Genomic DNA, 18,029 nt, shown 5'->3' on the forward strand with positions numbered 1-18,029 from the left:
GCAGCTGTTTCGCCGCCCGTCGGCGAGAGGCATGCTTTGGTTGTGGCCCGGTTGGAGCCTCTCCTTTGCCGAAGGCAAGGACCTCCGTCATCGCACACGCATGCACCGCTTCGGCCCCTGGGTATTGCTGCAGGCGCGGCCGAGGCGTGGCGGCCGCGTTGCCACTTGTCTCGTCGAGCTCCCCGCTTTGCCCGAGTCAGATCGTTGGGCCTTGGCGTACTGGTGCGCCACTGGTCGGCCGCCGCGGTCGCAGGATGGTATTACGGACGACCGGTAGGGTCTCGGGATAATCCTTGGTGTAATGCAAGCCGCGGCTCTCCTTGCGCCTGAGGGCGCAGCGCACGATGAGCTCGGCCACGGTCACCAGGTTGCGCAGTTCGATGAGGTCGTTGCTGACACGAAAGTTCGCATAGTACTCGGCGATCTCGCGCTCGAGCAGCCGGATGCGGTGCATCGCCCGCTGCAGGCGTTTGGTGGTGCGCACGATCCCGACGTAGTCCCACATGAAGCGGCGCAGTTCGTCCCAGTTGTGCGCGATCACCACTTCCTCGTCGGCGTCGGTCACACGGCTCTCGTCCCAGTCCGGCAACGGCAGGGGGGCACGTGGAGGTTGCGCCAGCATGTCTTGCACCGCGGCTTCCCCGAAGACGAGGCATTCGAGCAGGGAATTGCTCGCCAGGCGATTCGCGCCGTGCAGCCCCGTGCAGGTCGATTCGCCCACCGCGTACAGGTGCGGGAGGTCGGTGCGGGAGGAAAGGTCGACCTTGACACCGCCGCAGGTATAGTGCGCCGCCGGCACCACCGGGATCGGCTGTTTGGTGATGTCGATTCCCAGTTCCAGGCAGCGCGCGTAGATGTTGGGGAAATGGCTGCGGATCCAGTCCGGATCTTTGTGCGTGATGTCGAGGTAGACGCACTCGATGCCGAGCCGCTTCATCTCATAGTCGATGGCTCGCGCCACGATGTCACGCGGCGCGAGCTCGGCGCGCGGGTCGTGTTTCGGCATGAATCGCTCGCCATTGGGTAGCCGCAGGATGCCGCCTTCGCCGCGCACCGCCTCGCTGATGAGGAAGGATTTGGCGTGGGGATGGTAGAGGCAGGTGGGATGGAACTGGATGAATTCCATGTTCGCCACGCGGCAGCCGGCGCGCCAGGCCATGGCGATGCCATCGCCCGTGGCGGTGTCCGGGTTGGTCGAATAGAGGTAGACCTTGCCCGCACCGCCGGTGGCGAGCACCGTGTGCGCGGCCGAGAAGGTGCGCACGTGTCCGGCCTGCCGGTCGAAGACGTAAGCGCCGAGGCAACCCAGTTCGGGTCGACCGAGCTTCGCGCCGGTGATGAGATCGATCGCGATGTGCTGCTCGAACACCTGGATGTTGGGATGAGCTTTCACCTTTTCGGTGAGCGTTTGCTGGACGGCGGCACCGGTGGCATCCGCCGCGTGGATGATGCGCCGCTGCGAGTGTCCTCCCTCGCGGGTGAGATGGTACTGACCGCGCTCGTCGCGCGAAAAAGGCACGCCTTGGGCGATCAGCCAGTCGATGGCCTGCTTGCCGCGTTCGACCACGAAGCGCACGGCTTTCGGGTCGCACAGGCCCGCGCCGGCCACGAGAGTGTCACGAACGTGGGCTTCGATGCTGTCGGCATCGTCGAGTACTGCGGCGATGCCGCCTTGGGCGTAGGCGCTGGCGCTCTCCATCAAGGTGCGCTTGGTGATGAGCGCGACTTTTCGCTGGTCGGCTAGTTTGAGCGCCACGCTCTGTCCGGCCAGGCCGCTGCCGAGGATGAGGACGTCGAAGTGTTCCATCGAGGAAGAAAGGAAGGGGAGAGATGAAAAGGTTATCACAAGGGAGGAACCAAATCCCTGCTCCGTGGGTCGATTTTCGCGAGGATTGGGGAAGCGGGTCGGTATAATGAATCTCCGACAGGAACGTCAGGCTCGCTTCCTATGACCAACCGTGAGATCGATCAGCAGCTCGTAGCGCGTGTGCGCCAAGGCGATCAGAACGCCTTCGGGTTGCTCGTGTCGAAATATCAGCGCAAAGTGCAGCGGTTGTTGTCGCGCCTAGTGCGCGACCCGGCGGAGGTGGAAGACTTGACTCAGGAGACCTTCATCAAGGCCTATCGGGCGCTCGATTCGTTTCGCGGCGACAGTGCGTTCTATACCTGGCTCTATCGCATTGCCATCAATACCGCGAAGAATCACTTGATGGCCTCCAATCGCCGCCCTTCCGCGAGCGCCACCGTCCATCAGACGGAGGAGGGAGAGCAGTGGGATGAACTCGATCTGCTCAGTGACAGCGAGACGCCGGAGAATTTGCTCCTCACCCAGGAGATCGCTCAGACGGTGGAAGAGACGATTCAGTCCTTGCCCGAAGAGCTGCGCACGGCAATCACGCTACGCGAGCTCGAAGGGCTGAGCTACGAAGAAATCGCCCAAGTGATGGGCTGCCCGATCGGCACCGTGCGTTCGCGAATCTTCCGTGCGCGCGAGGCGATCGCGCAACGTTTGCGGCCGCTGCTCGATACGGCCCCCGATCGACGTTGGTAGGAAACGACGATGATGCGCGACACGAAAACGACTCCAGAAGCGCTGTCGGCCTTGGTGGATGGTGAGCTCGACGACGCGGACACCGCTTCGTGGGTGCAACGGCTCACGAACGACCCGGCCATGGCTCAGCGCTGGCTAGCCTATCACCTGATAGGAGAGGCTCTGCGGGGGGAACTCCCCGGACCTCGCCAGCGTGACTTATGCTCGGTGATCCTGAGACGGATCGCGCTCGAACCAAGCCCCGTGACGCGCGTCGGGCTCGAGCGCGACGTACGCGCCGTGGCCAACGAACCGAAAATACACTGGTTTGCCACTGCGGCCGCAGCGGCGCTCGTCCTTGCCGTCGGCTGGGGGCTGTGGCAAACGCCTCGCGAGGACGCAGGCAACGCGAACGCCATGCGTTTGGCGGAGGCGGAAATTGCTGCGCCCTCGAATTCGGGTTCTCTCCCTCAAACGCCGGACGAGCAGATTTATTGGATCGCTTATGGCAATGCTCATGGTCCCGCGGGTGTCGGCGGACTTCGCTATGCCCGGGTGATGGCGCAGCAGCAAGGGGGGCGTTGATGCGCTTCGCGGCAAAAGTGCGGTTCATGGTCTGTCTCCTCGTGGCATGGGCCTCGGCGCTGGCGAGTGCCTCGGAAGACGTCCTTCGCTTGCTCGAGCGCTCCCTATCTCCGCCGGACATCGATTATCACGGTACGGTGGTGCTGCAGATCGGCGATCGGGTGCAAACGCTTCGCGTGACTCATATGAATAAGGAGGGAAAGCGGGTCGAGTGGGTCGAGGTGCTCGAGGGCGAACCCCGTGAAACCGTCCGTATCGGTGAGGAGGTGCGCTGCTTTTTGCCCGAGGAGAAATTGGTATTGATGGATCGGGCTGCGGGCGGATCCGGGGTGCCTTACCATCCGCGCGGCTCCGTGGGCCGCATCGAGGCATCCTACCAGATCGAACCGCTCGGCGAGGGCCGTGAGGCGGGGCGTGAGGTGGTCGGGATACGGCTCGTGCCACGCGACGCCTTGCGGTTCGGTCAGGAATGGTGGATCGACAAAGAAAGTGGGATCGTGTTGAAGCGAACGATCTGGGACGAGGCGCCGGTTCGGGTACTGGAGACGCAGTTTTTTTCCGATTTCCGCGTGACGGGTCTTCCCGATGTCGCGCAGGTACGACGGAAATTCGGCGCTCATGAAGATTGGCAGCGTATCGATCTGCGTGGCAGGCGAATCGAGGCCGCCGATACAGGCTGGGCGTTCACCGTCATGCCTGCAGGGTTCGAGCTCGAGGCCGTCTTCCAGCGGCGAGGGCCATCGGGTAAGACGATCACTCAGTGGCAGATCGGGGATGGCCTGGTGAGCGTCTCCGTGTTCTTCGAGCCATGGGACGGGGACGAAATGGGCGAGAAGACGGACCATTTTGGTGCCACGAAGGTGGTGCGCCGGCGGGAGCCGGGCGCGCTGCGTACCGCGATGGGTGAAGTGCCCGACGTGACCCTGCGCGCTTTGCTCGATGCGATGGTACGACACCAGGGAGCGCAGTGAGCGATGTCCCAGGAGCGTGTCCTATGGGTCTTGTCGCGCCCGGGGTGCCATTTGTGCGATGACATGGTGGAGGAACTCATGCCCATCGCACGACACTATGGTTTTACCGTGGTCAAACGCGACGTCGATGCGGATCCGGCCTGGCGTCAACGCTATGGCCGGGCGATTCCGGTCGTCCTGCATGGGAGCGTGGAAATCTGTCGCCATCGCTGCGATGCAGCAAGCGTTCATGACTATTTGAGCCGTTTTCCGTTAGAATGATCGGGATGAATCTTTCGTACCGCTCTCCACTGCCCCGCGGGGCTTTTTTTGTGTGCCGATGAAAAACATACGCAACTTCTCGATCATCGCCCACATCGACCACGGCAAGTCGACGCTCGCCGATCGGCTCATCCAGTATTGCGGCGGCTTATCCGATCGCGAGATGGAGGATCGCGTGCTCGACTCCATGGATCTCGAGCGCGAGCGCGGCATCACCATCAAGGCGCAGACCGCTACACTCATGTACCGAGCGCGCGACGGCCAGACCTACGAGCTCAACCTCATCGACACGCCGGGACACGTCGATTTCTCCTACGAGGTGAGCCGCTCGCTATCCGCTTGCGAGGGGGCGCTCCTCGTGGTCGATGCCTCCCAAGGGGTGGAGGCGCAGACGGTGGCTAACTGCTACACAGCGATCGAGCTCGGTGTCGAGGTGGTGCCGGTGCTCAACAAGATCGACCTGCCGCAGGCCGACCCCGAGCGCGCGCGCGCCGAGATCGAAGACGTCATCGGCGTGGATGCGAGCGAAGCCGTGCTCTGTTCGGCCAAAACGGGTTTGGGGATCGAGGAGGTGCTCGAAGCCGTGGTGCGCCGGGTACCGCCTCCGCGTGGAAATCCTGAGGCGCCCACCCGCGCGCTCATCATCGATTCCTGGTTCGACAACTACGTCGGCGTCGTCATGCTGGTGCGGGTGGTCGATGGGCGACTCGCTCGCGGCGAGCGCATCCGGCTGATGTCGACCGGGGCCGAGTACGCGATCGAGCGGCTCGGCGTCTTCACGCCGCGCTCGCTCGAACGCGATGCGCTCGAGTGCGGTGAAGTGGGTTTCGTCGTCGCCGGCATCAAGGAGCTGCGTGCGGCCAAGGTCGGCGACACCATCACGACGCTGCCTCGCGTCGCTTCCGAGCCGCTGCCCGGCTTTCGCGAGATCAAGCCGCAGGTCTTCGCCGGCCTCTATCCCGTGGAATCGAGCGAATACGATTCCCTGCGCGAGGCGCTCGAAAAGCTCAAGTTGAACGACGCGGCGCTGCAGTTCGAGCCCGAGACCTCGCAGGCGCTGGGATTCGGTTTCCGCTGCGGCTTTCTCGGGCTGCTGCACATGGACATCGTGCAGGAGCGGCTCGAGCGCGAGTTCGGCCAGAACCTCATCACCACGGCGCCTTCGGTCGTCTATGAAGTGGTGCTGCGCTCGGGCGAGGTGCAGCGCATCGAAAATCCTTCGCGTCTGCCCGATCCCAGCAAGATCGAGGAGATCCGCGAACCCATCATCACGGCGCACATCTTCGTGCCGCAGGACTACCTCGGCCCCGTGCTCACGCTGTGCAACCAGAAGCGCGGCGTGCAGGTCGACCTGCGCTACCACGGCCGGCAGGTCCACGCGATCTTCGAGCTGCCGATGAACGAAGTGGTGATGGACTTCTTCGACCGGTTGAAGTCCGTGTCGCGCGGCTATGCCTCGCTCGACTACGAATTCAAGGAATACCGCCCTGCCGATCTCGTCAAGCTCGACGTCCTCGTCAATGGTGAGAAAGTCGATGCGCTCTCGGTGATCGTGCACCGCGCCAGCGCTCAGCGACGCGGCCGTGAGCTCGTCGAGAAACTGCGCAGCCTCATCCCGCGGCAGATGTTCGACGTGCCGCTGCAGGCGGCCATTGGCTCGCACATCATCGCGCGCGAGACGATCAAGGCGTTGCGCAAGAACGTGCTCGCCAAGTGCTATGGCGGCGACATTTCTCGCAAGAAGAAGCTCCTCGAAAAGCAGAAGGCCGGCAAGAAACGCATGAAGCAGGTCGGTAACGTCGAGATCCCGCAGGAGGCTTTCCTCGCGGTGCTGCGTACCGACGAAGCCTGACCGGCCTCGCCGCACTCTCCAAGGCAGGGAACCATGAATTTCGCGCTGATCCTCTTCCTGCTCACGCTCGCCACGGGCGTGCTCTGGGCGCTCGATCGTTGGGTGGTGGGAAAACGCCGCCCCGAGGGGGCTCCTGCACCCTGGTGGGTCGAATACGGGGCGAGCTTTTTCCCGGTGATCCTCGCCGTCTTCGTGCTGCGCTCCTTCGTGGTCGAACCGTTCAAGATTCCTTCGGGGTCGATGATCCCGACGCTGCTCGCGGGCGACTTCATCCTCGTCGACAAGTTCTCCTATGGCATTCGCTTGCCCTTGGTGAACCACGTCATCATCCCCGTGGGAGAACCCCGGCGTGGGGATGTCATGGTGTTTCGCTATCCGGTCGACCCGTCAGTCGATTACATCAAGCGAGTCGTCGGTTTGCCTGGGGATTACGTCGAGTATCTTGACAAAAAGCTGCGCATCAACGGCGTGCCGGTGCGCTACGAGCCTTTACCGGACTATTTTCATGCCGATCGGCTGTATTATTCCACCCGCTGGCGCGAATATCTAGGGGAGCGCCCGCACGAGATCCTCGTCGACGACATCGCTCCACCGTTCGTTACGCAACGGCTCGAATTCCCCCATGCCGACCGTTGCGAGTACAATCGTCGGGGGGTGCGCTGCTCGGTACCGCCTGGACACTACTTCGTCATGGGCGATAATCGGGATGGCAGCAGTGACAGCCGAGTATGGGGGTTCGTGCCTGAGGAGAACATCGTCGGCAGGGCCTTCTTCATCTGGCTGAATTTTTCCGACCTCTCGCGTATTGGTCGAATCCAATGAAACAAGGAGGGCGTATGGGCACGGCGCTGGTACGTCGGCAGCAAGGGGTCAGTTTGCTGGGCGTGATCTTCTGGGGGGTGCTCGTCGGCATCGTCCTGATCCTCGCGCTGCGCATCGTCCCCGTTTATACCGAATACGCCGCAATCAAACGGGCGCTCGCTGAGATTGCCCAGCGCGCAGATCCGCAGACGCCCCCGTCTCAGCTGCGCACCGAGTTCGGAAAGTTCGCTACCATCGACGGCTTTACTTCGGTGGATGGCCGTGACCTCGTCATCACCCGCGAGGAGGGGCGCACGAAGATCGAGGTACGCTATCAGCGGCTCGTTCCTCTCGTAGCCAACGTCAGCCTCGCCTTCGATTTCGAGATCGCTGCCGCGACAGGGGCGCCATGAGCGAGCGTGAGGAAAAGTGGACGGCGCTGCAAGCGCGTCTCGGTCATCGCTTTCATGCACAAGATCTGCTCTTCACCGCCCTCAGACACCGCAGCGCGGGCGAAGGGCACAACGAGCGTCTGGAATTTCTCGGCGATGCCGCGCTCGACCTGGCGGTGGCCGAGCTCCTCTATCGCCGCCATCCCGACGAACCCGAGGGGACGCTCTCCCGTGCCCGCGCGAGCCTCGTGCGCCAAGAGACTTTGGCCGCCGCGGCCTTGCGCCTGGGGCTCGACGAGTATCTCGTCATCGGTGAGGGAGAGCGGCGCGTTGGCGGAAATCGTCGCCCTTCACTGCTTGCCGATGCGCTCGAGGCCATCGTCGGCGCGGTGCTGCTCGACGGCGGCTATGAGGCCGCGCGCGAGCTGGTGGCGCGCATCCTCGAACCGGAACTCGCCGCGCTCGGTCCGCTCGAACGCCTCAAGGATCCCAAGACCCGTCTGCAGGAATGGCTGCAAGGTCGGCATCATCCCGTGCCGCGCTACGAGATCGTCAGTGTCAGCGGCCCGGCGCATGCCCAGCACTTCAAGGTGCGGGCGCAGGCCGAAGCGATCGGACTTTCCGCCGAAGGCGAAGGGCCCAGCCGCCGCGCCGCCGAGCAAGATGCCGCTGCCAAGATTCTGGCGCAGTTGGGAGAGACCTGAACCATTTCCAAAGCCCCGATGAACGATACTTCCTCTGCTTCCCCTTTTCGCGCTGGCTATGCCGCCATCGTCGGTCGCCCCAACGTCGGCAAGTCCACCCTGACGAACCGCCTCGTCGGCCACAAGGTGAGCATCGTTTCGCGCAAACAGCAGACGACGCGCCACCGCGTCCACGGCATCCTCACCACGGATCGGGCACAGTTCGTCTTCGTCGACACGCCCGGCTTCCAGACGCGGCACAAGCGGGCCCTCAACCGCTTGATGAACCGCACCGTCACCCAGGCGCTCTCCGAGGTCGACGTCATCGTCTTCGTGATCGAAGCCTGCCGTTTCACGGGCGAAGATGCCCAGGTGATGGCGCTGTTGCCGGAAAACGTGCCGGTGGTGCTCGTCATCAACAAGGTCGACCGCCTCAAAGACAAGAAACTGCTGCTGCCCTTCATCGCCGAAATGGCGCAACGTCGGTCTTTCGCCGAGATCGTGCCTCTGTCGGCAGAAAAAGACGAGCACACCGACGAGCTCCTGCGCGCCCTCGAACCCTATCTGCCCGAGGGAGAGCCGATCTACGACCCCGACATGATCACCGATCGCAGCGAACGCTTTCTCGCCGCCGAATATCTGCGGGAGAAAGTCTTCCGTCTCGTCGGCGACGAGCTGCCCTATGGCATCGCCGTGGAGATCGAGCGCTACGAAGTCGAAGGCAACTTGCGCCGCATCTACGCCGCGGTGATCGTCGAGCGTGAACCGCACAAGGCGATCGTGATCGGCCGCGGCGGCGAGCGCATCAAGCGCATCGCCACCGAGGCGCGCCAGGAGCTGGAGAATCTGCTGGAGGCGCGCGTCTATCTCGAAGTCTGGGTCAAGGTGCGCAGTGGCTGGGCCGATGACGAACAGGCGCTGCGCTCGCTGGGCTACGACGGCTGAGGGCGCATGGCGCGGCGGCAACGGGTCGAGGCCGAGCCCGCCTACGTCTTGCACGCGCGTCCCTGGCGCGAGACGAGCCTGTTGCTCGAGGTGCTCACGCTCGAACACGGGCGCTTGGCGCTGGTCGCCAAGGGCGCGCGCCGCCCGGGTTCCCAGCTGCGCTCCGTGCTGCTCACGTTCCAACCGCTCGTGCTCGGCTGGAGCGGGGCGGGCGAAGTGCGTACCCTCACGCGGGCCGACTGGGCCGGCGGGGTGCCCCTGCCGCAGGGCAGGGCGCTGTGGTGCGGGTATTATCTCAACGAACTGGTGCTGCGGCTGCTCGCGCGCGAAGATCCCCACCGCGAGGTCTTCCTCGCCTACGATGCGGCGGTGCGTGCGCTCGCTGCGGGCGAACCGCTTGCGCCGGTGTTGCGCCGCTTCGAACTCGCCTTCCTCGCCGCGCTCGGCTATGGCCTGGATTGGCCGCACACCGTGGCCGGGCGCTATCGCTTCGAGCCGCACCGCGGGTTGGTACCGCTCATGGAAGGCGAATCGGCTCCGGGCGAGGTGGTGCTGAGCGCCCAGACACTGGAAGATCTGCGCGCTGGATGCTGGAGCCGGCCGGCGACGCTCGCCGAAGTGCGCGCGCTCACACGCCGGCTCATCGACCATGCCCTCGACGGGCAGGAATTGCAGGCACGACGCATGTTACGGGAGCTGCTCGAATGATCGAACTCGGAGTGAACATCGACCACGTCGCCACGCTGCGCCAGGCGCGCCGCACTTACGAACCCGACCCCGTATGGGCGGCGGTGGAGGCGCATCTGGGTGGGGCCGATGGCATCACCGTCCATCTGCGCGAGGATCGCCGTCACATCCAGGATGCCGATGTCCGCCGGCTACGCGAGCTCACGCACATCAAGCTCAACCTCGAGATGGCTCCCACCGACGAGATGGTGGCGATCGCCTGCGCCCTGAAACCGGAAATGGCCATGCTGGTTCCCGAGGGGCGCCAGGAGATCACCACCGAAGGGGGGCTGGACATCGTGCGCGACGAGGCCCGCTTGCGGGGTGTCGTCTCCCGTTTGCGCGACGCCGGCATCGTCGTCAGCGTCTTTCTCGATGCCGATCCTCGTCAGGTCGAGGCTGCGAGCCGCATCGGCGCCGAAGTCTGCGAGGTGCACACCGGCCCCTACGCCCACGCCTTCCATGCCGCCGGGCGTGATCTGGCACACTCCGCCGTGCAGGCCGAACTCGACAAGGTACGCCGGGCGGGGGAGGCGATCATGGGGCTGGGTATGCGCTTCAATGCGGGGCATGCCCTCAATTATTACAACGTTCAGCCGGTGGCGGCCCTGCCCGGCGTGCGGGAACTGCACATCGGTCATGCCATCGTCAGCCGTGCCGTCTTCACCGGCCTGCGCGAGGCCGTGCGCGAGATGAAACGGCTGATGCGCGAGGTCTGCGCCCGATGATCGTGGGCGTGGGCACCGACCTCGTACGTATCGAGCGTCTGGCTGCCGCGCTCGCGCGCCATGGCTCGCGCTTCGCCGAACGCATCCTCGCTCCGGCCGAACGGGAAGAATTTTTTCGTGCGGCCATGCCGGAGCGCTTGCTCGCCAAGCGCTTCGCCGCCAAGGAGGCTTTCGCCAAGGCCTGGGGCACGGGGCTGGGGGCGTCGCTCGGCTGGCAGGATCTGTGGGTGGCGCACGATGCCCGCGGGCGTCCCTTCTTCGCCTTCGCCGAGGCCCTTGCGGCCCGACTCGCCACGGCCGACCTGAGGGCGCACTTGAGCCTTGCCGACGAGCGCGAGTACGCCGTCGCCTTCGTCGTGCTTGAGCGTAGCGAGGGCGAATCGCCGACTTTCCCCCCTGCCTGACAAGCCCAGGTCCCATGAATATTGCCGTATCTTCTTTGCCGCCCGGCCCCTTGATGATCGATCTCGCCGGTCTCGAACCGAGCCCGGAGGAGTTGCGCCGTCTCGCCCATCCGGCCGTGGGCGGCGTCATTCTCTTTGCCCGCAACTATCGCGATTCGGCCCAGCTCGCCGCCCTGGTCCAGGCGATGCGTTCCGCCCGCCCGGGGCCATTGGTCATCGCCGTCGATCAGGAAGGCGGGCGCGTGCAGCGCTTCCGCGGCGATGGCTTCACCCCGGTCGCCCCCATGCGCCGGCTCGGCGATGAGTACGAACGCGACCCCGAGCAGGCGGTGGCGCTCGCCTACGACGTCGGGCTCGTCATCGGCGCGGAACTCGCCGCGCACGGCATCGATCTCATTTTTGCCCCTGTGCTCGACGTCGAGGCAGGAGTGAGCGCGGTGATCGGTGACCGCGCCTTCAGCGACGATGCCGGCGTGGTCGCGCGGCTCGCCCAGGCGCTGGTGGCGGGGCTCGCCATGATGGGAGTGCGCGCCGTCGGCAAACATTTTCCCGGCCACGGCGCGGTGGCCGCCGACTCGCACGAGACGCTGCCGGTCGATTCCCGCCCTTTCGAGGCGATCTGGCAGCGCGACCTCGTGCCCTATCGTCATCGCCTGTTGCGCTCGCTGGCCGGCGTCATGCCGGCGCACGTGCGCTATGAACGCTGTGCCCCCGAACCGGCGGGATTTTCCGCCTTCTGGCTCGGAGAAGTGCTGCGCGCTCGGCTGGGTTTCCGCGGGGCCGTGCTCTCCGACGATCTCGGCATGGCGGGGGCTGGAGCCGCGGGGGACGATCCTCGTGCGCGCGTCGCGGCGGCGTTGTCGGCCGGTTGCGACATGGCGCTCGTGTGCAATCGCCCCGAGTGGGTGGGGCATCTGCTCGAAGCGGCGTGGCCGGAGGAGACGGCGGACGTCATCGCGCGCCGCCAAGGGCTCCTTGGTTCCCCGCGCATTCCCGATCCGTTCGAGCTCGAGCTCTTCGAACCCTACCTGCAGGCGCGCGAACGCGTGCGCGACTGGTCGCAGCGCAATGTCTGGTTTTGATCCGTTCCTGCCATGAGTTTCGACGCTTCGGCTTTTCTGCAGACGGTGCCCGAATCGCCCGGCGTCTATCGCATGATTAGCGCCGACGAGACCGTGCTCTACGTCGGCAAGGCGAAGAACCTGCGCCGACGCCTGGCGAGCTACTTCCGCACCCGCTTGCCGAGCCCGCGCATCGCCTTGATGGTGCGCCAGATCGAACGCGTCGACATTTCGCTCGTGCGCTCCGAGGCCGAAGCGCTCATCCTCGAGAATCACCTCATCAAAACGTTGTCGCCGCGCTACAACATCCTCTTTCGCGACGACAAATCCTATCCCTACATTCGGCTCACCGGCGGCGACTTCCCCGCCATTCAGACCTACCGTGGTGCGCTGCACAAAGGAGAACGGTACTTCGGACCCTATCCGAACGGCTGGGCGGCGCGCGAGAGCATTCAGCTCGTGCAAAAACTCTTCGAGCTGCGCACCTGCGCCGACTCGGTATTCCGCAACCGTTCGCGCCCCTGTCTGCTGCACCAGATTCATCGCTGCACCGCGCCCTGCGTCGGCAAAGTGAGCGTAGAGGAATACCGGCAACAGGTCGAGATGGCCGCGCGCTTTCTCTCCGGCAAATCGACCGAGGTGATCGAGACGCTCACCGCGGCGATGAACGCCGCGAGCGAGCGCCTCGACTTCGAAGAGGCCGCCCGCCTGCGGGACCGCCTCCGCGCCCTGCAATCGGTGCTGCACCAGCAGGCCGTCGACAGTCGCCGCGACGAGGACGTCGACATCCTAGTCGTCATCGCCGAAGGCGGACTCGTCTGCGTGAACCTCGCCATGGTGCGCGGCGGGCGGCATCTCGGAGACCGTCCCCTCTTTCCGCAGCAGGCCGAGGGAGCCGAGCCAGTCGACGTGCTCCACGCCTTCCTCGAGCAGCACTACCAGGACCGGCCCTGGCCCGATCGCATCCTCACCAATCTTGCCTCGCCGGAATTGGCCGAGTTCGTAGAGTTCCTTGCCGAACGCCCCATTGCCGTGAGTGCCGGACGCGGTGCCACCGACCGCGCCTGGCTGGAGATGGCCGAAGCGAACGCCCGGGTGGCGATCACAGCGCGCTTGCGCGGCGGTGAGCGTGCCCGCACCCAGCTGCAGGAGCTGGCCGCGGCGCTCGACCTGCCCGAGCCGCCGCGGCGCATCGAATGCTTCGACATCAGCCACACCATGGGCGAAGCCACCGTGGCCTCCTGCGTCGTCTGGGAGGGGGAGGGGATGAACCCCTCGCAATACCGGCGCTATCACATCGAAGGCATCACGCCGGGCGACGACTATGCCGCCATGCGCCAGGTGCTCACCCGCCGTTATGAGCGGGTCGCCGAGGGCGAGGCGCCGCGCCCGGATCTCGTGCTCATCGACGGCGGCAAGGGGCAGCTCGAGGTCGCCGCCCGGGTGCTCGACGAACTCGGGCTCGAACTGCCGCTCGTGGGCGTGGCCAAGGGTGAAGCGCGCAAACCCGGCCTCGAGACCCTCGTCTTCGCCGACGGACGGGCGCCCCTGCAGCTGCCGCCGTCTTCGCCGGCGCTGCATCTCATCCAGACCGTGCGCGACGAGGCGCACCGCTTCGCCATCACCGGCCACCGCGCCCGCCGCGCGAAATCGCGCACCGGTTCCCGCCTCGAGGATATCCCTGGCATCGGCCCCAAACGGCGCAAGGCACTGCTCGCAGCCTTCGGCGGGCTCGACGGAGTGAAGGAAGCCACGGTCGAAGACCTATGCCGCGTGCCCGGCATCGACCGGCGGCTCGCCCAAACCCTCTATAATGCGCTGCATGACCAGTGACGGCAGAAGAGACGCGAAGGGACGGGACACGATGCGCTGGAACATTCCCAATCTGATCACTTGGGGGCGTATCGCCCTCATCCCCGTCTTCGTCCTGCTCTTCTATCTTCCCCAAGGCTGGCTGCGCCTTGAAGTCGTCAATCTCTGGGCTACGATCATCTTTACCGCGGCCGCGATCACCGACTGGCTTGACGGCTACCTCGCTCGCCGGCTCGGACAGCAGTCGCGTTTCGGTGCCTTCCTCGATCCGGTGGCCGACAAGCTGATGGTTGCCGCCGCCCTCATCGTGCTCGTCGATCTGGGGCGGGCGCATGCCTTGGCTGCCCTCATCATCATCGGGCGCGAGATCACCATCTCGGCCTTGCGCGAATGGATGGCCGAACTCGGCAACCGCGGCTCGGTGGCCGTTGCCTTCATCGGCAAGCTCAAGACCACCGTCCAGCTCATCGCCATCCCCGTGCTCCTCTACTGGAGCCCCTTGCCGCACTTCGACACCCCCTTCTGGGGGCAGGCGATGCTGTGGCTGGCGGCTTTGCTCACCATCGTTTCCATGATTTATTACCTGCGCCGCGCTTGGCCGCTGTTGCGCGAAGGCATGACTTGAGGGACTGGCGAACGATTGCCATGCTCAGGGCTCGCTGGCGGGCTCTGGTTGCGAACGGCATCTTCGCCCCTGCGCAGGGAGCATTCCCCCTTCAACCACAAACGACGTTTGCTCGAGTAATCCTTACGCCCTTTGCGTTCGCTAGACATTGTCCAAGTATTTTGCTATATTGAACATTTCCCTTGCCTCACCGGAACGCATGTCGGGAGGCTGCTCGTCAACCATAAGGAGTCTACATGCGACATTACGAAATCGTCTTCATCGTCCATCCGGACCAGTCCGAGCAAGTTCCGGCCATGGTCGAGCGCTATCGCAACCTCATCACCGGCCGTGGCGGCAAGATCCATCGCCTCGAAGACTGGGGTCGTCGCCAGCTCGCCTATTCCATTCAGAAAGTGCACAAGGCACACTACGTGCTGATGAACATCGAATGTGACGGCGAGACCCTCGAAGAGCTCGAAACGGCATTCAGATTCAACGATGCCGTGTTGCGTCACCTCACCGTGCGCATGGAAAAGGCGATCACCGAGCCCTCTCCGATGATGAAGGACGAGAAGTCTCGCTCCCTGCTGGAAACCCCGGCAGCCGAGCCCGCCGCCGAATCCAGCCCGGCAGTCTGAGTTTTTGCCCGATCGGTGTGCAACCGTGTGGAACTCGAGGGCGTGCTGATCTCTAGTCGTGGCCTGCGTTACACGCCAGCGGGCATCCCGGTTTTCGAGGGCGTGCTTGCCCATCGTTCGACGCAGACCGAAGCCGGCGCCGAGCGCCGCATCGAGTTCGAGGTCGGCATCAAATCCCTCGGTGAATGCGGGCTTCGGCTGGCCGAGCTGCCGCTGGGCGCCGTGATCCACTGTACGGGTTTCCTGGCTGCACGGACGCTAAAGAGCCGCACGCCGATCCTACACATCACCGAATTACGACACATGGAAGGAAAAGAACATGGCTAGACCAGAACGGGGCGGACGCGGATTCTCCCGCCGCCGCAAATATTGCCGTTTCACGGCCGAAGGCATCGAACAGATCGACTACAAAGACGTCGAGCTGCTCAAAGACTTCATCACCGAAGTCGCCAAGATCGTGCCCGCGCGCATCACTGGCACCAGCGCCCGCTATCAGCGCCAGCTTGCTACCGCCATCAAGCGTGCCCGTTTCCTGGCGCTGTTGCCTTATACCGACCAGCACGAGTGAGCGGAGGCCAGACATGCAAGTCATTCTGATGGAGAAGGTCACCAACCTCGGCAACCTCGGCGACATCGTCAAGGTCAAAGACGGCTACGCGCGCAACTACCTCATTCCCCAAAAGAAGGCCAAGCGCGCCACGCCCGAGAACATCGCCGAATTCGAACGCCGTCGTGCGGAACTCGAGCGTCAGCAGGCAGAGAAACTCGCTGCCGCCCAAGCGCTCGCCACTCGTCTCGAAGGGATCACGGTACAAATCACCCGCAAGGCCGGTGAGGATGGGCGTCTCTTTGGCTCGGTGACCAACATCGACATCGCTGAAGGGCTGGAAGCCCTGGGTTACGATATTCCCCGCGCCCAGATTCTCATGCCCCAAGGCCCGATCAAGAGCGTCGGCGAGACCGAGATCGAGATCGCGCTGCACACCGACGTGCGCGTCATCATCAAGGTCTCGGTGCTCGGCGAGCACTGATCCTCCTCCCTGTTCGCACCCAACGACGAGCGCCGCACCTCCGGGTCCGGCGCTCGTCTTTTTCGGCGCTAGAATAGCCCTTCACCTTGCGTAGCGAGACTTTGGTTCCATGTCCGACGAACTCATGTTCACCCCTTCCTCCGCCTTCAAGCTGCCGCCTCATTCGCTCGAAGCCGAACAGGCGCTGCTTGGCGGCTTGCTCCTCGACAATACCGCTTGGGAGCGAGTCGCTGATCTCGTCGGGCCTGACGACTTCTATCGCGACGAACACAAACGCATTTTCCGTCACGTCAGCCGACTCCTCGAACAGGGGCGTCCCGCCGACGTGGTCACCGTTCATGAATCTCTGGAAAAGAGTGGAGAAGCCGAAGCCGCGGGCGGTCTTGCCTACCTTGCCGAGCTCGCCAACCAGACCCCTTCGGCCGCCAATGCTCGACGCTATGGCGAAATCATCCGCGAGCGCGCCATCCTGCGCAAACTCATAGCCGTCGCCGACGAGATTGCCGCTTCCGCCCTCAGTCCCATGGGGCGCGACGCCAAGTCTTTGCTCGATGAGGCCGAATCCAAGATCTTCGAGATCGCCGAGGCGGGAGCCCGCAGTATCACTGGATTCATCCCCATTGGTCAGGCGCTCAAACTCGTGGTCGATCGTGTCCAGGAACTCTATGACCGCGAAGACCCCAGTGAAGTCACCGGCATTCCCACGGGCTATATCGATCTCGACGAGAAAACCTCAGGACTACAACCCTCCGATCTGATCATTCTCGCCGGTCGCCCGGCCATGGGAAAAACGACGCTCGCGCTCAACATCGCCGAGCACGTCGCTCTCCATCAACGCTTACCGGTGGCCGTTTTTTCCATGGAAATGCCCAGCACCCAGCTTGCCACGCGTTTTCTCGCTTCACTCGGGCGTATCGACATGCAAAACCTGCGTCGAGGACGTCTGTCCGACGATGATTGGCAGCGTTTGACCGCAGCCATGGGTAAACTCTACGAGGCCCCCATCTTCATCGACGAGACTCCCGCCTTGAATCCCATCGATCTGCGCGCCCGCGCTCGACGTCTGGCGCGGCAGTGCGGCAAACTCGGACTCATCGTCGTCGATTATCTGCAGCTGATGACCGGTACGCGGGAGAGCGACAACCGCGCCACGGAGCTCTCCGAAATCTCCCGGTCGGTGAAATCGCTCGCCAAGGAACTCAACGTACCGATCATCGCCCTGTCGCAGCTCAACCGCAGTCTCGAGCAGCGGCCGAACAAGCGGCCGGTCATGTCGGATCTGCGCGAATCCGGCGCGATCGAGCAAGATGCTGATATCATCATGTTCATCTACCGTGACGAGGTCTATAACCCCGATACCCCCGACAAGGGCGTGGCCGAGATCATCATCGCCAAGCATCGTAACGGCCCAACCGGTACCATTCGCCTCAGCTTCTTCGGTGAGCACACCCGTTTCGAAAGCTTCGCCTCTACCTCGTTCTGATGAAGTCGACTCGCAGATCGGCGTGTGGCTAGAGCGCCGCGACTGACCTGCGCCGCGGCTGCATGTCGGGTCGTCCGGCGCTCTGATGCTCTCCTATCCATTTGATATGTCACGCATTCCGTGCTCCTTGAATCTTGATCCGCAGCCGCTGGTGACGGCATTTCGAGTCGTCCTTATGAGTTCGATCAAAATTTCTTGTTTGCACTCATTGCTGCCATTGCCTAAAATGCGCCTCTCTCCTGCTGCGGCCCCGGTGTCGTGTGGCCGAAGTGGGGGGTGTAGGTCGATTGCCGGTGGTGAGAGGGTTGTGGAATCGCGCCTTGCCGGGGTTGACTGCGGTGGAGAAGTAAGGAATAATACTGGTTCTGCCGCGCCACTGAGGTGGTGTGGGGTTGGAAGGAGTTCTTTAAGAATTTGGGGACAGTCGAGCGGTGTGGGTGTTGGCGCGGGATGGGTGCGCTGGCACGCGCATCGCTAGATGCGTGCGAGGTTTTATGGATTGAACCTGAGAGTTTGATC

At 64.0% G+C, this 18,029-nt stretch carries 21 protein-coding genes; 20 read left to right on the forward strand and 1 reads right to left on the reverse strand.

All coding sequences use genetic code 11. The features are described from left to right. Positions 1-196: 196 nt before the first annotated feature. A complete protein-coding gene (nadB, locus tag EPD80_RS10860) occupies positions 197-1,807 on the reverse strand; it encodes an L-aspartate oxidase (RefSeq protein WP_142811732.1) in 1,611 nt (536 codons plus the stop codon). A 141-nt stretch (positions 1,808-1,948) separates the two neighbouring features. Here nadB and rpoE point away from each other — a divergent pair, with 141 nt between their 5' ends. From rpoE to dnaB, 20 genes are all read left to right on the forward strand, one after another. Beyond that, positions 1,949-2,551: an RNA polymerase sigma factor RpoE gene (gene rpoE, locus EPD80_RS10865; RefSeq protein ID WP_142805095.1), complete on the forward strand. Its 603-nt coding sequence runs from the start codon at positions 1,949-1,951 to the stop codon at positions 2,549-2,551. Positions 2,552-2,560: 9 nt separating this feature from the next. After that, complete coding sequence (locus EPD80_RS10870) at positions 2,561-3,115, forward strand: sigma-E factor negative regulatory protein (protein WP_142811734.1); 555 nt, start codon at positions 2,561-2,563, stop codon at positions 3,113-3,115. Next, positions 3,115-4,086, forward strand: coding sequence for a MucB/RseB C-terminal domain-containing protein (locus EPD80_RS10875; RefSeq protein WP_185957770.1), 972 nt, complete (start codon positions 3,115-3,117; stop codon positions 4,084-4,086). Before EPD80_RS10870 ends, EPD80_RS10875 begins: the two co-directional genes overlap by 1 nt. 3 nt (positions 4,087-4,089) lie before the next feature. Continuing rightward, entirely contained in the window at positions 4,090-4,347 is a 258-nt protein-coding gene (locus EPD80_RS10880) for a glutaredoxin family protein (protein ID WP_142811738.1), read from the forward strand. Positions 4,348-4,405: 58 nt separating this feature from the next. Beyond that, the gene (lepA, locus tag EPD80_RS10885) at positions 4,406-6,199 is read left to right on the forward strand and encodes a translation elongation factor 4 (protein WP_142811740.1); all 1,794 of its coding nucleotides are present in this window, start codon (positions 4,406-4,408) and stop codon (positions 6,197-6,199) included. 33 nt (positions 6,200-6,232) lie between these two features. Then, the gene (gene lepB, locus EPD80_RS10890; RefSeq protein WP_142811742.1) at positions 6,233-7,021 is read left to right on the forward strand and encodes a signal peptidase I; all 789 of its coding nucleotides are present in this window, start codon (positions 6,233-6,235) and stop codon (positions 7,019-7,021) included. A 14-nt stretch (positions 7,022-7,035) separates the two neighbouring features. Next, positions 7,036-7,413 (forward strand): DUF4845 domain-containing protein, encoded by a 378-nt coding sequence (locus EPD80_RS10895; protein ID WP_169116034.1) that lies wholly within the window; start codon positions 7,036-7,038, stop codon positions 7,411-7,413. After that, positions 7,410-8,096 (forward strand): ribonuclease III, encoded by a 687-nt coding sequence (gene rnc / locus EPD80_RS10900; RefSeq protein ID WP_142805102.1) that lies wholly within the window; start codon positions 7,410-7,412, stop codon positions 8,094-8,096. Before EPD80_RS10895 ends, rnc begins: the two co-directional genes overlap by 4 nt. Positions 8,097-8,114: 18 nt before the next feature. Continuing rightward, complete coding sequence (gene era / locus EPD80_RS10905) at positions 8,115-9,020, forward strand: GTPase Era (RefSeq protein ID WP_142805103.1); 906 nt, start codon at positions 8,115-8,117, stop codon at positions 9,018-9,020. Positions 9,021-9,026: 6 nt separating this feature from the next. Beyond that, positions 9,027-9,728 carry a DNA repair protein RecO gene (gene recO, locus EPD80_RS10910; RefSeq protein ID WP_142811745.1) on the forward strand — a complete coding sequence of 234 codons (702 nt, stop codon included), beginning with the start codon at positions 9,027-9,029 and terminating at the stop codon, positions 9,726-9,728. Next, positions 9,725-10,474 carry a pyridoxine 5'-phosphate synthase gene (locus EPD80_RS10915; protein ID WP_142811747.1) on the forward strand — a complete coding sequence of 250 codons (750 nt, stop codon included), beginning with the start codon at positions 9,725-9,727 and terminating at the stop codon, positions 10,472-10,474. The genes recO and EPD80_RS10915 overlap by 4 nt, the downstream gene beginning before the upstream one ends. Continuing rightward, positions 10,471-10,878 carry a holo-ACP synthase gene (gene acpS, locus EPD80_RS10920; protein WP_142811749.1) on the forward strand — a complete coding sequence of 136 codons (408 nt, stop codon included), beginning with the start codon at positions 10,471-10,473 and terminating at the stop codon, positions 10,876-10,878. The genes EPD80_RS10915 and acpS overlap by 4 nt, the downstream gene beginning before the upstream one ends. A 14-nt stretch (positions 10,879-10,892) precedes the next feature. Continuing rightward, positions 10,893-11,960, forward strand: a complete 1,068-nt coding sequence (gene nagZ, locus EPD80_RS10925) for a beta-N-acetylhexosaminidase (RefSeq protein ID WP_142811751.1) — start codon at positions 10,893-10,895, stop codon at positions 11,958-11,960. A 12-nt stretch (positions 11,961-11,972) separates the two neighbouring features. Continuing rightward, complete coding sequence (gene uvrC / locus EPD80_RS10930; RefSeq protein WP_142811752.1) at positions 11,973-13,772, forward strand: excinuclease ABC subunit UvrC; 1,800 nt, start codon at positions 11,973-11,975, stop codon at positions 13,770-13,772. 31 nt (positions 13,773-13,803) lie between these two features. After that, positions 13,804-14,376, forward strand: a complete 573-nt coding sequence (gene pgsA, locus EPD80_RS10935) for a CDP-diacylglycerol--glycerol-3-phosphate 3-phosphatidyltransferase (protein ID WP_142811754.1) — start codon at positions 13,804-13,806, stop codon at positions 14,374-14,376. Between the two features lie 236 nt (positions 14,377-14,612). After that, the gene (gene rpsF, locus EPD80_RS10940; RefSeq protein WP_142805110.1) at positions 14,613-14,996 is read left to right on the forward strand and encodes a 30S ribosomal protein S6; all 384 of its coding nucleotides are present in this window, start codon (positions 14,613-14,615) and stop codon (positions 14,994-14,996) included. Between the two features lie 27 nt (positions 14,997-15,023). After that, positions 15,024-15,323 (forward strand): primosomal replication protein N, encoded by a 300-nt coding sequence (gene priB / locus EPD80_RS10945; RefSeq protein ID WP_142805111.1) that lies wholly within the window; start codon positions 15,024-15,026, stop codon positions 15,321-15,323. After that, entirely contained in the window at positions 15,316-15,564 is a 249-nt protein-coding gene (rpsR, locus tag EPD80_RS10950) for a 30S ribosomal protein S18 (protein ID WP_142805112.1), read from the forward strand. The genes priB and rpsR overlap by 8 nt, the downstream gene beginning before the upstream one ends. A 13-nt stretch (positions 15,565-15,577) precedes the next feature. Further along, positions 15,578-16,027, forward strand: a complete 450-nt coding sequence (gene rplI / locus EPD80_RS10955; protein ID WP_142805113.1) for a 50S ribosomal protein L9 — start codon at positions 15,578-15,580, stop codon at positions 16,025-16,027. 109 nt (positions 16,028-16,136) lie between these two features. Beyond that, positions 16,137-17,510 (forward strand): replicative DNA helicase, encoded by a 1,374-nt coding sequence (gene dnaB / locus EPD80_RS10960; RefSeq protein ID WP_142805114.1) that lies wholly within the window; start codon positions 16,137-16,139, stop codon positions 17,508-17,510. The last annotated feature ends 519 nt before the right edge of the window (positions 17,511-18,029 follow it).

Origin of the sequence: Tepidiphilus olei (genome assembly GCF_006980705.1) — a bacterium.
GTDB classification, from domain to species: Bacteria; Pseudomonadota; Gammaproteobacteria; order Burkholderiales; family Rhodocyclaceae; genus Tepidiphilus; species Tepidiphilus olei.

Excerpts from the sequence above, each read along its gene's own strand:
- nadB (WP_142811732.1), bottom strand. The coding sequence starts at position 1,807 with ATGGAACACTTCGACGTCCTCATCCTCGGCAGCGGCCTGGCCGGACAG.
- rpoE (WP_142805095.1), top strand. The coding sequence starts at position 1,949 with ATGACCAACCGTGAGATCGATCAGCAGCTCGTAGCGCGTGTGCGCCAA.
- EPD80_RS10870 (WP_142811734.1), top strand. The coding sequence starts at position 2,561 with ATGATGCGCGACACGAAAACGACTCCAGAAGCGCTGTCGGCCTTGGTG.
- EPD80_RS10875 (WP_185957770.1), top strand. The coding sequence starts at position 3,115 with ATGCGCTTCGCGGCAAAAGTGCGGTTCATGGTCTGTCTCCTCGTGGCA.
- EPD80_RS10880 (WP_142811738.1), top strand. The coding sequence starts at position 4,090 with ATGTCCCAGGAGCGTGTCCTATGGGTCTTGTCGCGCCCGGGGTGCCAT.
- lepA (WP_142811740.1), top strand. The coding sequence starts at position 4,406 with ATGAAAAACATACGCAACTTCTCGATCATCGCCCACATCGACCACGGC.
- lepB (WP_142811742.1), top strand. The coding sequence starts at position 6,233 with ATGAATTTCGCGCTGATCCTCTTCCTGCTCACGCTCGCCACGGGCGTG.
- EPD80_RS10895 (WP_169116034.1), top strand. The coding sequence starts at position 7,036 with ATGGGCACGGCGCTGGTACGTCGGCAGCAAGGGGTCAGTTTGCTGGGC.
- rnc (WP_142805102.1), top strand. The coding sequence starts at position 7,410 with ATGAGCGAGCGTGAGGAAAAGTGGACGGCGCTGCAAGCGCGTCTCGGT.
- era (WP_142805103.1), top strand. The coding sequence starts at position 8,115 with ATGAACGATACTTCCTCTGCTTCCCCTTTTCGCGCTGGCTATGCCGCC.
- recO (WP_142811745.1), top strand. The coding sequence starts at position 9,027 with ATGGCGCGGCGGCAACGGGTCGAGGCCGAGCCCGCCTACGTCTTGCAC.
- EPD80_RS10915 (WP_142811747.1), top strand. The coding sequence starts at position 9,725 with ATGATCGAACTCGGAGTGAACATCGACCACGTCGCCACGCTGCGCCAG.
- acpS (WP_142811749.1), top strand. The coding sequence starts at position 10,471 with ATGATCGTGGGCGTGGGCACCGACCTCGTACGTATCGAGCGTCTGGCT.
- nagZ (WP_142811751.1), top strand. The coding sequence starts at position 10,893 with ATGAATATTGCCGTATCTTCTTTGCCGCCCGGCCCCTTGATGATCGAT.
- uvrC (WP_142811752.1), top strand. The coding sequence starts at position 11,973 with ATGAGTTTCGACGCTTCGGCTTTTCTGCAGACGGTGCCCGAATCGCCC.
- pgsA (WP_142811754.1), top strand. The coding sequence starts at position 13,804 with ATGCGCTGGAACATTCCCAATCTGATCACTTGGGGGCGTATCGCCCTC.
- rpsF (WP_142805110.1), top strand. The coding sequence starts at position 14,613 with ATGCGACATTACGAAATCGTCTTCATCGTCCATCCGGACCAGTCCGAG.
- rpsR (WP_142805112.1), top strand. The coding sequence starts at position 15,316 with ATGGCTAGACCAGAACGGGGCGGACGCGGATTCTCCCGCCGCCGCAAA.
- rplI (WP_142805113.1), top strand. The coding sequence starts at position 15,578 with ATGCAAGTCATTCTGATGGAGAAGGTCACCAACCTCGGCAACCTCGGC.
- dnaB (WP_142805114.1), top strand. The coding sequence starts at position 16,137 with ATGTCCGACGAACTCATGTTCACCCCTTCCTCCGCCTTCAAGCTGCCG.